The sequence below is a fragment of the Elusimicrobiota bacterium genome, from assembly GCA_016788905.1.
Taxonomy (GTDB): domain Bacteria; phylum Elusimicrobiota; class Elusimicrobia; order FEN-1173; family FEN-1173; genus JADKHR01.
On the sequence record JAEURZ010000024.1, the window covers coordinates 14,148 to 26,120 of the forward strand.

The following is an 11,973-nucleotide window of genomic DNA, read 5'->3' on the forward strand; positions in this document are numbered from 1 at the left end:
AGGGGAATGTTACCAAAAGCCAAACAGTCCGGTAACCTCACGCGCACTCCATGGGCGTCAGAAGTTCGTATAATAGGCCGAATTTAATACACCCTTAAGGAGTTTCGATCATGGGAAAACTGGTGTTGGTTCGTCACGGACAGTCGCAATGGAATTTGGATAACCGATTTACAGGGTGGGTGGATGTCCCCCTGACCGAAACGGGAGAGAAAGAAGCCCGTCGGGCGGGAAATCATTTGAAGGGAATAAAATTCAACCAAGCGTTTACGTCGGTTCTTCAGCGGGCCCAGAAGACTTTAGGGATAATCTTGGATGTGATTGGACAAAAGGATCTGCCCATTGAAAAAAATCAAGCGCTCAATGAGCGGCATTATGGCGCTCTGCAAGGACTGAACAAGGAAGAAACCACGAAAAAATTTGGGGCGGACCAAGTCAAAATTTGGCGTCGGAGTTACGATGTGCCCCCCCCGAATGAGAAAACCGATATGAACCCGGAAGGAATCTCGGAAAGCCTGAAAGACACGGCCGCCCGAACCTTGCCCTACTTTTACAGTGCCATCCTTCCTCGGGTGAAGAATGGGGAAACCATTTTGGTGGCGGCTCACGGCAACAGTTTGCGGTCTATCGTTATGGATCTCGACAAACTGACGAAAGAGCAAGTGTTGGAATTGAACCTCGATACGGGTGTGCCCATCGTCTACGAATTAGACGAACGCGGGCGTGTGGAGAAGAAGACCGTTCTGAAGTAGGGAACCCTCTTAGTGGGGGCTGGTTTGGAAGATTTGTTCCGCTTCCGGTAACCATTTCTCAAGATCTCGGACGCGGGTTTCGTGGCTGGGGTGGGTGGACATGAATTGGGGTGGGGCCTGGCCGCTTGAAGCGGCGTCCATGCGTTGCCAGAAGGCTAGGGCTTCCCGAGGATCGTAACCCGCTTGGGCCATGTAAATCAATCCCATTCGGTCGGCTTCGGATTCTTGGTTCCTACCGAAAGGCAAAACGGCTCCGAAAGTGGCGCCCAGGCCAAAGGCCTGGAGGGCCGCTTGCCGGGTTTCGGTGGGTTTCTTTCGCAGGGCGATTTCCAGTGATTCGCCGCCCAGGTTGATCAAAAGTTGTTGGGACATTCGTTCCGCCCCGTGTTTGGCGATGGCGTGGGCGATCTCGTGGCCCAGAACGACAGCCAGACCGGTTTCGGTTTTGGTGATGGGAAGGATTCCCGTGTAAACGGCGACTTTCCCGCCAGGAAGGCAAAAAGCGTTTTGGTTTTTTGGGTCATCGATAAGAATATATTCCCAGGCGTAATCCGGACGATGGGAGACCCGGGCGATCCGTTCGCCCACGCGCTGAACCATGGCCGTGGCCACGGGATCGGTGGACCGCTTCGATTGGGTCACGATGTCTTTGTAGGCGTCTATCCCCAGGGCCATTTCTTGGTCTTCAGGGACAATGTTAAACGATCGGCGGCCGGAAATGGGGATGGTCGCGCAGGCCGAAAAAAAGAGAGGAGCCACCAGTGCCACAAGAAGAAATTGTTTTTTCACAGGGTTATTGTATAAAACGCGCGGAGAGAACGAAACGGTGGGCGGCGCGCCCATGATCGGACATGTGACCCAATGGATTTTGGAAGCCCTCCGTACGAACGGCGGGTGGAGCGTTTTTGTGGGAGTTCTCATCGAGCAGGTGATCGTGCCTATTCCGTCCCCCGCGATCATTATGGGCGCCGGGTTCATTTTGATCCCCGCGGAGGCCTCTTGGGCGGCGGCGTTTTTAAAGGCGTCGCTTGAAATCGTTCTTCCCGGGGTGGTGGCCTCGACCATTGGGGCCATCGGTATGTATTATCTCGGCCACTACGGGGGCAAGGTCTTTGTGGATAAGTTTCAGAAGTTCCTGGGGTTTCAATGGTCGGATGTGGAAGACATCGGTCGCCACTTCTCGCGCCGGGGAGAAGAAATCTCCCTTTTCTTTTTGCGGGCGGTACCTGTTGTGCCTTTGTCCCTCATCTCGATGGCGGGCGGAATTTTAAAAATCCCGCTGGGTCTCTTCATCGTTTGGTCTGTTTTAGGGACCATTGTGCGCTGTTATCTGTTGTCTTTTTTGGGATGGCAGATGGGGGGGAAAGCGTTGGAGTTGGCTCACGGGGTGGACCGTTTTGAAAGTCTGATTTCCATCGTGATTGCGGGAAGCGTGGTGGGGGGGATCCTTTACATTCGCCGCCGGGTGAGAAAGGGTTTATCGGATCATCAACCCAAGAGCGATTCGAAGTAAGTTGCCATTTCGCGGGCGGTGCGAGTGACGCTGACCTGCGGTGTGACCGCGAGAGCGGCGCGGATCATGGCGGCCCGGCGGGCCGGATCGCGATAGGTGGCGCTGAACTGTTTAAGGCCGAGTAAAAATGAGTCGGGGTCCGGTTGGCCGTTGGAATAGCTGACGCCGAACCCATTGGGTTGGCGGCCCGCGGGAGCGGAACCTTCAATGAAAACGAATTCAGGGACAGCGCCGTCCGGGTTTGCAATAACGGCCGCGCCGTTCATTTGGGCTTTCATAAAGCCAGTGGCCGAGGCTTCCCGGCCGTCGTCTGAAAGCATGATGGCTCCGTCTGTCCCGTAGAAAAGCCGCGGGGCTTCCCAGATATTAAAGTTGTGCAAGAAGACCACCCGTTCGCCCAACTCTTCGTCTCGGTTCAGGAATTCCACGAGCCCATAAACCATTTTTTCAGAGACATTGTCCCGCTGATAAATTCGCCCGCCCACAACCAAAACGACGCCGGTATCCAAAAACTTTTTGCGGCGTACGGGGTCGTGGAACATGCGTTCCAAAATGTCCAACCGTTTGTAACTGGTGATCCGGCGTGTCCAGAGAGCGATAGGGGCATGGCGCGCTTGTTTGGCCCAATGGGGCCACATCAACGCTCGGCGCCAAAGCCATTCCATGAATTCTTCTTTCAATTTTTCTTTGGCGGCGATCAAGGCTTCGTCCGACAGGGTCTCACTCTTTGTGAAAATGGGATTTTGCCAATAGGCGACGCTGACGCCATTGGTGACGTGTTGAATCTTCGCGGCCTGGGGGCGGAGGGAAGGCATGGCGCGCATGACCCGAGCGTGCTTCTCCGCCACGCCGAAAGCCCCGTCCGAAACCGCCACCAGCATTTGGGTGATGTCGATGCGACCGTCTTTCAGGAAGGGCCCATACAACGCGGGGTTCATGCGCGTCAGATCGAGGGTTTCCTTTGGCCAGATGGGGTGCGCGTATTCCAATGGGGTGTGATCGTTAAATACGGTGATCGAGGTTTCAAACAGCGGGTCCCCCGCCAGTTCGTCGTTGACCAATTTGGGATGACCAAAAAGCGTTGGGGTTTCGCTCAAGACGACCACGTCCGGCTTAAATCCAATGGCCTTGGCGACGGCTAAGGCCCCTCGTCCCACCACCCAACTGTGCAGAAGTCTTTGACGTTCCGCCCAGGCGTTGGTGTCGTTTGTGTTGGCCGGGGCGTCTTCGGAGCAGGGATAAACCACATCGCCTATTTCAGGGCAATCCAAGAAATAGACCACTCCAGTCCCGTAGGCGGCTTTCCACACCTTGAGCGAAATGGTGCGGCCGTCAAAGAGAGGTAAATCCAGTTTGAACCCAGCGTCCTTCAAAACCTCTCGAAGGTACCGGCCCGCCGGGATTCGTTCCAAAATCAAATGGTTCCAGTCGTGCCAGGCTTGGCTCCAGACGGTGTTGTAGAGGAGCGAAACCCCCACCACCCGGGCGCCCAACTCCTCCTGAGCGATGACCCGTTCCCGAAGAAGAGGGCCAATCCCGCCCACAGAGGTGGACATCCCTGCCGCTTGAGCGGCTTCCAGGCCAAAACGTTTCTCGATGGAAGAGAGAATTTCGGGAGTGAGGGCCATTTCCATGGCCACTTCCAAAATTCGGCGCGGGGGTTGTTCCGCGGGAAGGGGGAGGTCTGTTGGTGTCTTCATGAGCGGACTATGATAACAATTTTAGTAGAATATGCCCCATCCTAACTCCGAGGTCCATCATGAATACCCGAACAGAAAAAGATTCGCTTGGAACGAAAGAAGTTGCCGCTGACGCCTTGTACGGGATTCAAACCCTGCGAGCCGTGGAAAACTTTCCCGTGAGTGGGTGGCGGTTTCCCCGGTCCTTTATTCGAGCCCTTTCCTTGATTAAAAAATCCGCGGCTCAGGTGAACATGGATCTGGGGATCTTGGATAAAAAAGTCGGGGAAGCCATTCGGGTTTCGGCGGGTGAAGTGGCTGACGGGAAATGGGACGACCAGTTTCCTGTGGATATTTTTCAAACAGGATCGGGGACGTCCACCAACATGAACGCCAATGAGGTCATTGCCAGTCGGGCCAATGAACTTTTGGGGAGCCAGCGTGGTGCGAAATCGCCGGTTCACCCCAACGACCATGTGAACCAGGGGCAGTCCTCCAACGACGTGATTCCCACGGCAATCCATGTGGCGGCGTTGGAATCTTTGGTAAAAGAGTTGGTGCCGGCTTTAGGCGTTTTGCACGCGGCGCTGGAAGAAAAAGCCGTGGCTTTTGACGGAATTCTTAAAATTGGCCGAACGCATCTTCAGGACGCCGTCCCCATGCGGTTGGGGCAGGAATTTGGTGGATACGCCAGTCAAGTGGCGCACAGCGTTCAGCGGGTCAAAAACTGTATCCCTCATTTGGCCGAATTGGCTCTCGGTGGGACGGCGGTGGGAACGGGATTGAACGCCAACCCCGCTTTCATCGAGGGCGTTATTAAAAAGTTGGGTGCAGAGACCGGTCTTCCCTTTGTGGGCGCGCCTTCTCGATTTGAAGCGTTGGCGGGGCGTGACGCGTGCGTGGAAACCAGCGGGGCCTTAAAAACCGTGGCGGTTTCCCTGATGAAGATTTGCAACGACTTGCGTTGGCTTTCCTCGGGGCCCCGGTGTGGTATCGGTGAAATAGAGCTTCCTTCCTTGCAACCGGGAAGTTCCATTATGCCTGGGAAAGTTAATCCCGTGATCCCTGAAGCGGCGGCCATGGTGTGCGCCCAAGTGATCGGGGCGGACGTGGCCATCACGGTTGGGGGACAGTCGGGGAACTTTGAGTTGAACGTCATGAAACCCATGATTGCCCACAACCTCCTTTCCTCCATCGCGATTTTGGCAAACGTCTCCCGCCTCTTGGCGGACCGTTGCGTCAAAGGGATTAAGGCCAACAAGGCCACTGCGGAAGGCTACATCGAGAACAGTTTAGCCATGTGTACGGCCTTGGCCCCGAAAATCGGGTATGACAAGGCCGCCGAGATCGCCAAGGAAGCTTACGCCACAGGGAAAACAGTCCGACAGGTCACCTTGGACAAGAAGATCCTCTCCGAAAAAGAGTTGGAGATCCTCTTAAACCCCCGGGCCATGACCGAGCCGGGGAGCGAGGAAATGGTTGGAGGACGCTAGTCCGGAGACCGAGACCGAGCCGGGAATGTCGTCGGATGGATCGGGTGGGTCACTTCATAGAACAACGGGTGGCATTTTATAGAATTTGAATTGCGGGTGAAGACCCCTTGATCGGGGAAATTAAAGTGTTAGGAGTTGGACTATGGCTGGAGAAACCTTTTTATCGCGGCAGGGGTATGAAAAACTTCGAGATGATTTGGCTCGTTTGAAAGAGCGGCGGGGGGAATTGAGCGGCGAAATTGGGGAAGCTCGGGAAAAGGGTGATCTCAAAGAGAACGCAGAATACCACGCCGCCAAGGAAGAACAGGCCAAGGTCCAACGGCGGATCAACGAGGTGGAAGAGAAACTGCGGTCCGCGCAAATTATTGATGAGTCTAACGTTGCGGAGGGCGAAATTCGAATTGGCGCCACCGCCCATTTAAAGGAAGTGAAGTCCGGTGAATCCCTGGAATACACCCTGGTGGACGCGGCGGAAGCTGATTTTTCAAAGGGATGGATTTCCGTTCAGTCGCCCGTGGCTCAGGCGCTGTTGGGTCACAAGGAAGGGGAACAGGTGACCGTCAATCTTCCAGCGGGGCCCGTCCTTTATCATGTCACGAAAGTTTCCCGTTCACTGACCTGATCCGACTTATTTCTTGTTTCATCCCTCCGCAAAATTCCGATCCGTTTATCGTTGGGAAACCCCACCCTCTCCCCGACCCTCTCCCGCTCGCGGGAGAGGGTGAAATGTTTTGACCTGAGTCGTTTCCTTATTGCTTTCTGAACAGTTTTTCCAAGGCGCGGGTTCCTAAGTCTTCCAACGTTTCTATGGGGGTGGGGGAAGTCGTCGGGGTGGGAGTCGCGTTTCCTTGTGTCGAAGAGCTGGAGTGGTCTGGTTTTCCCTTCCAACCGCCGAGCGTCTTTTTAAAGATATCTTTCGCGGCGCGACGAATAACGTCCGCTTTGTTGACCTTGACCTGGGGGTTCCCCAGTGGGCCTTCCAGGTGGGCTTCTATGGTGGGCCGACCATCTTCCGCTGTTAACCAATTTCCCACACTGCCCCGCACTGAGCCGGGGGGCAATTTCAACATCAAATTCAGGTTTGAATCCATGTCGCCCAAACGAACCCGTCCGTTTGCGAAAAAATCTGTTTGATCGCTGTCGAGGGTGAAGTGTTGGATGGTGGCTACCCCCTGGGTGACCTGGAAGCGGCCGGACAATTGTTTGTAGGTGATGTCCGACCCTTCTCGCCCCATGAGTTTATTTATTTTCTTTGCGACCGGGATATCTTTGATTTCGCCGGTGGCGGCGGTCACGGTGGCGGTCCCCGAAAGGACCGAAAGGTCGGGACCCATCTCGCGGAGGCTCCAATTGAAATGAAAGTTTCTCCCCACGTAATGGGGGTGAGTGATTTCTCCAATGCGGAAGACCCCCATGATGTGAGCGATGGGGGCGCGGCCGGGAGCGGTGGCCGGTTTCGTTGGAGAAGACGGATCGGGGGACGGGGTGGCGGAAAAGACCTTAAGAACCTTTTCAACTTCCAAGCGTGCCCAATCCCCGTCTAAGGCGATGGTGGGTCGGTCGAAATTTTCAATTTGGGCGGAGAGTGTAAAAGGAGAGCCAAACGCTTTCCCCTTTAGGGATTCGATGCGGGCCCGGTCCGGGGTGAAATGGATTCGCCCGTTAAGATTCATTAAGCCCACGCCAGGTAAGGCCGTTAAAGAGGCATCTGTGAGGTCAAATCTCCCTTGAATGAGAACGTTCTCTGCGGGGCCCTTGACCGTGGCGTCTAGGGTTGTCTCGCCCCGGAAATGGTAGGGGGCGAGGGCGGGGAGTCTCAAACTCAACTGGGCCAAATCCTGTTTTCCCTTCAAAGTTAAATCGAGGCGTTTGGTGCCCTTGAGATCGGTGATGCCTCCCCGGATATCCAGAAGGCCAGCGGAGGTTCGAACCGACGCTGCGGTGAGTTGAACGGCGGCCTGGTTCCGAAGTCGGCCCATGGCGGAGAAAACCAACGTGGAGTCCGCTGGTTTTTTGAACGATTCGCTGTAGGCGGCCTCAAGGGTGAGTCCATCCGCCGTGAAGTCAAAAGCCAAATCCGATGGGGTTCCTTGACATTCCGCGACGATACCGAGTGTTCCATTCAAACGGATATTTTTTGGCCAAGGGCCGCCCGGAGTGATCTCCAGATCGGGTACGCGAAGGTCCACAACCAATCGGGGTTCCCCTGGACCCCGGCTCTTTGCCGACCCGGTCAGAGTGAAAGGGGTCCCGGCTGGTTTCTCGAGCCACCCATCGTAAAGAAATGTCGCGTCGTTGGCGGTGAGATTCCCCGCAACGGACCAGTTCCCGCTGGAGGCGGTCGCTGTCCATTCCCCGCCCAGGGGACCGCTTCCCGTGAGAGTGGGAATCCAGGGGGGCCCCTCGAGGCGAAACGATTTTGGTCGAAGGTTAACTTGATGATGAAATCCGTCCGCTTCAGACCAGCTCCGGGCGGTCACAGATCCATCCAATTCGATGTCTGAACCTTGGGCGTTAAAAGTTCCCTCAAGATCCAGGGCCGTGGTCGAGGCGTGGACCTTCCAGCGGCCGGAAAGGTGGGTCCCTGTCAGGGCGTCAGGAAAAACCACGAAAGGGGATAAAAGATCGGTGGTGAGCCGGTCAAGGTTTAGCGTCACGGCGGCATGGGGTAAGGGGAATGGGGATAAAACACCGTTCAGTTCCAGGGAAGTGGTCCCAAGTCCCCAACGTAAATTTTCCAGTTGGATGGCGCGGTCTCCCCAGGGGGAGAGGCGTGCCTGTAAACCCAAGGGACCTTTCCACGTGGCGGTGCCGAGATGGATCTCCAGGTTTCCTTGGGCGTTTATGCTGAAAGGGTTGGTCAGGGAAAATCCCGAAACGCGAAAGTTGAGGGCGCGGAGTCCGACCTCCATGTTCAACGTGTCATCCCGGAACGTTAGTTCTCCTTCGGTCAGGGTGGCGTTGGAAATGAGGAACGTATTTAGGTTTGGCCCTTCCCCCTTTGGGGGCTCGGAGGAGGGGGGAGGCGGTTGGGTCAGATCCGAAAAATTGAAAACTCCCTCTGCGGATCGCTTCAGGTGGATTTGGGGTCTCTCTAAATCGATGGATCGAATGATGATTTGGCGGGACAGCAAGGGCAGGAGGCGGAGAAAAACCCTTACCCTCTCCACGGCAATGAACGTCCCTTTCGAAAAATCAGGAGGTTCGGAAATGGTCACGCCCGTTAACTCGAGTCCGTGAAGGAGGCTGAGCCGGGCGTTGGTCATTTTAACCTGTCGGCCCAACTTTTCTCCCAGCGTATCGGCCGCTATTTGACGGAGGCGTTCCGGGGGGTATTGGGCTTTAAGCCAGAACCCGGCTCCCACAAGGACAGCGAGGGTCAATAAAAGGAGAACCAGCAGGATTTTAAAGAAGCGTTTCATTTATTGTTCGTCCCATACCGCTGTTCTATTTCTCTTAAAAAACGAGTGAGCTCCGAAAGGGTTTCGTGGAAATCGGCCTGGGCTTGGGGTTGATCGTGGACATCCACGCTATTGAGGGCATCGAGTTTTAAACGTGCCGCGGTCAAACGTTCCTGAACCCCGTCCCAATCGGCTTCGGCCTTAAACCGGCTGTGGGCGGGGGCGGATTCAAGTCGTTGTTTAAATCGGTTCACATCGTTTTGGCGGGCGTGAAGTTTGAGGCGGAGAACGTCCAGGGATTCGAGGCCATCGGTGCGGACGGAATGATCGCCCTGTGGGCCGCAGGCGGTCAGTGAAAAAAAAAGACAGGCCATCGGAGCGAATCGTATTTTCACGGTCCTTGATTTTAGCATTTGGCCTTGACTTGGTAACTATACAAATGTATCGTATTTTTGCTTTTCGCCCTTGGGTGATGTACCCCCGGGAGCACGGAAGCGAAAGGGGGATCCATGAGTTGGTTATCGGATCAAGTGGTACAAGCGGCCCAATCGGTGGAAGCGGCAGGGGGCACGGTTCGGGGGTTTCGACAAATTGTTCGACAACGGTTCGAGGAGTCCCCTGTGACCGATTGGGAACTTTTGTTTTGGACCCGAGGGATCAAGCGGGGGTTGATTCAATTAAACGGTCATTGGTTTCGGTTGGGGTCAGGTCGCCAATCTTCGTTCAGTCTGTTTGTGCGGAACGAAACCGGTTTGATGGTCGGTTTGCGGCGGGAGTCCATAACCCAGGCGGCCGTCTACGTTGCCTTAGTGACCCATTACGGTTATCACCGCCGTCTGGTGCGATTCGAACTGGATTCCCTGGATGTGGCTCTTCAAGAGATGGATGGGCGCGTCCGTCTTTACGCGGAAACCAAAGCCTCCGATCGCACCTTAGAACGATTGGTGAGTGAACTCTCTTCAGGGTTTGCGGAGGGGCTTCCCTTTTTAGAATTGGTGGAGGGCCAAAAGCCCCCCGACGCCTTTCAAAAGGCCGCCCATATCCTGCGCCATCGACCGACCCTTTTCTGGGCGGTTTCGCCCAACCAACGGTTGGCGTTCACGGTTCACTATCATTCCGTGGGGTTCCGTTTGGAGGCTGTCCCCGATATCCCCTTCCATGAGCATTCCGATCTTTTTTCCGGAGCGCAAGCCCTCGTGTAGTGTTTCCCCAATCGAACGGTGGCCAACCGATCATGAAAAAACCGATAACAAGGATTTAAATTTAAAATCCTACGTAAACGCCGACGCCCAAGTAACGAATTTTTAGGTCAAAAAATTGACCGTAGGGGGAATAGCCGTCGTAAAATTCCAGCAAGAGGCGCAAATGACGGTCTCGCATGGCGGGTTTTCCCATCTCAAGACCGGCTTTTGCGCTGACATCAAATCCGTCCGGATGCTGTTTTTTCCACATCAGATCGAGACCCGCCACTGGTCGGAAGAAGGCGGGGGAGGCGCCTCCGCGCAATTCGGCGCCCGAATGAATGTTCCATCTTTTTAAATAGGTGGGATCCCGGGACACCAGATACTCCGCACTTCCGTAAATTCGGTAGAGAGGGGTTTCCAAGGCCAAGACATTTTCCAACGCCTCGTAACTATAATTCAATCGTGGGATGGGATTGTGGAGGAGGAGTTCGTCACCCAAATGAGAACTTTGGTGGTAATATTGGAGACGTCCCGTCAAACGGCTCCATCGGTGGGTGGCCGCGACCCCAAAGGTGAAATCGGTGTTCAGGAGATCTTTTGAGGGGGTGCTCCAATCGAATTGGGAAAACACGCCGGCCAGAAAGCTCAATTGGGATTGGAAAGATTGTCCATCCCACCGGACCAAGCCCAAACTTTCTCCAAAACCAACGGACCAGGCGGTGTACGAATCGGTGGGGGTCTTCACACTGAGCATGCTCATAAAAAACTGTCGTTCTTTGGGGTCGGCCAGCAGAGGGCGGAAAACGTCGTTTGAGGGGAAAAAACGTAAACCACCAGCCACTTTTGGAGGTTCCACGTCTGCCACAATGTCCGCCTGGATGGGTTGGCCGAGCGCTATGATCAGCATGAGGAGGGCGCCGAACAAGAAATTTCGGTTGCCCTGAGTGGGGAGACTTCGGTCGCGACGGGCCAAAACAAGAAACCCTTCCCCCCTCTGTCGTCGGAGATGGTCTGGGGAGATGAATGAGAGCCAATTTTTCGTTGATAACATCTCTTCTTCCTCCCCCGCTCCCTCTCGCGTGAAAGGGAACCCCTTCCGTCGGCTCAAGAGTTATGTTTCAAAAAAGACGTCATTGGTAAGACGCGAAAATCGGAAAAAGGTTACAAAGATCCGGAACGGTGACGGAGGGCCCTCTTTCTGGTGTTCATCAGGAGTAACCCTTTCGTCATGGTCTGTGTCTCACTAGAGTCCGCATCCATGAAGTCCAAAGGAGAAACCTATGAATGACACAAGTTCCAACCCGTATGCCACGTACAAAGTAAGACAAGATCTAAAGCCCAAGGATCTTGATGGCTTATCGGAGAAAGGGATCGATCAGCATTGGAAATTGTATGAAGGGTATGTGACGAACACCAATCTGCTCAATAAGTTGGTCTGGGATACGGCGGAGGCTGGCAAAGAATTGAACAATGCCGAGCACTCTGAGATCCAACGAAGGTTTGGCTTTGAATATAATGGCATGGTTCTGCATGAATATTATTTCGGTGCGTTAAAGAAAGGGAGTGAATTGGCCCCCACTTCTCCGTTGATGACAAAACTGTCTGAGGATTTTAAAGGGTTTGAACGTTGGAAAAAACAGTTCATTCAGATCGGGAAATTTCGTGGCGTTGGATGGGTCGTCTTGAGCTATGATCCGTTGTTGAAACGATTAAATAACTTTTGGATCTCCGATCATGAAGTGGGAAACGTGGCGGGGTTTGTGCCCATCCTTGTTATGGATGTGTGGGAACACGCCTACATCCTTGATTTTGGGGCCTTAGCGGCCGCCGGAGTTGGTCGGTCCGCCTACATTGAGGCTTATTTCAAAAACGTGAATTGGTCCGTGATCGAAGAAAGAATGACCAATGCCCTGACCCTTAAATCCAACCGATAAGGGTCTGGATTTCTCGGTTT

The 11,973-nt window shown here is 54.4% G+C and carries 11 protein-coding genes; 6 read left to right on the forward strand and 5 right to left on the reverse strand.

The genetic code is table 11. The annotated features are described in order from the left end of the window. The first annotated feature begins 110 nt into the window (after positions 1-110). Positions 111-749: a 2,3-bisphosphoglycerate-dependent phosphoglycerate mutase gene (locus JNK54_09590; GenBank protein ID MBL8024513.1), complete on the forward strand. Its 639-nt coding sequence runs from the start codon at positions 111-113 to the stop codon at positions 747-749. 9 nt (positions 750-758) lie between these two features. Here the strand turns inward: JNK54_09590 and JNK54_09595 are convergent, their stop codons facing one another. Continuing rightward, a complete protein-coding gene (locus tag JNK54_09595) occupies positions 759-1,592 on the reverse strand; it encodes a M48 family metallopeptidase (GenBank protein ID MBL8024514.1) in 834 nt (277 codons plus the stop codon). On the opposite strand from JNK54_09595, the gene JNK54_09600 reads away from it, so the two are divergent. Next, on the forward strand, positions 1,591-2,262 hold the full coding sequence (locus JNK54_09600) for a VTT domain-containing protein (GenBank protein MBL8024515.1): 672 nt from the start codon (positions 1,591-1,593) through the stop codon (positions 2,260-2,262). The genes JNK54_09595 and JNK54_09600 overlap by 2 nt on opposite strands. Here JNK54_09600 and JNK54_09605 read toward each other — a convergent pair. Next, a complete protein-coding gene (locus JNK54_09605) occupies positions 2,238-3,962 on the reverse strand; it encodes a glycogen/starch/alpha-glucan phosphorylase (GenBank protein ID MBL8024516.1) in 1,725 nt (574 codons plus the stop codon). The two genes, JNK54_09600 and JNK54_09605, sit on opposite strands and share 25 nt — an antisense overlap. A 59-nt stretch (positions 3,963-4,021) precedes the next feature. Between JNK54_09605 and JNK54_09610 the strand changes: the two genes are divergently transcribed. Both JNK54_09610 and greA read left to right on the forward strand, forming a co-directional pair. Further along, positions 4,022-5,434, forward strand: coding sequence for a class II fumarate hydratase (locus JNK54_09610; GenBank protein MBL8024517.1), 1,413 nt, complete (start codon positions 4,022-4,024; stop codon positions 5,432-5,434). A 142-nt stretch (positions 5,435-5,576) separates the two neighbouring features. Further along, a complete protein-coding gene (gene greA / locus JNK54_09615) occupies positions 5,577-6,056 on the forward strand; it encodes a transcription elongation factor GreA (GenBank protein ID MBL8024518.1) in 480 nt (159 codons plus the stop codon). Between the two features lie 127 nt (positions 6,057-6,183). On the opposite strand, the gene JNK54_09620 is transcribed toward greA, so the two are convergent. Both JNK54_09620 and JNK54_09625 read right to left on the reverse strand, forming a co-directional pair. Beyond that, on the reverse strand, positions 6,184-8,856 hold the full coding sequence (locus JNK54_09620; protein ID MBL8024519.1) for an AsmA family protein: 2,673 nt from the start codon (positions 8,854-8,856) through the stop codon (positions 6,184-6,186). After that, positions 8,853-9,230 (reverse strand): hypothetical protein, encoded by a 378-nt coding sequence (locus JNK54_09625; GenBank protein ID MBL8024520.1) that lies wholly within the window; start codon positions 9,228-9,230, stop codon positions 8,853-8,855. The genes JNK54_09620 and JNK54_09625 overlap by 4 nt, the downstream gene beginning before the upstream one ends. Positions 9,231-9,344: 114 nt before the next feature. Between JNK54_09625 and JNK54_09630 the strand changes: the two genes are divergently transcribed. Then, entirely contained in the window at positions 9,345-10,037 is a 693-nt protein-coding gene (locus JNK54_09630) for a hypothetical protein (protein MBL8024521.1), read from the forward strand. Between the two features lie 61 nt (positions 10,038-10,098). Here JNK54_09630 and JNK54_09635 read toward each other — a convergent pair whose 3' ends face one another. After that, positions 10,099-11,070: a DUF1207 domain-containing protein gene (locus JNK54_09635; protein MBL8024522.1), complete on the reverse strand. Its 972-nt coding sequence runs from the start codon at positions 11,068-11,070 to the stop codon at positions 10,099-10,101. A gap of 229 nt (positions 11,071-11,299) precedes the next feature. Here JNK54_09635 and JNK54_09640 point away from each other — a divergent pair, with 229 nt between their 5' ends. After that, entirely contained in the window at positions 11,300-11,953 is a 654-nt protein-coding gene (locus JNK54_09640; GenBank protein MBL8024523.1) for a superoxide dismutase, read from the forward strand. Positions 11,954-11,973: the final 20 nt, after the last annotated feature.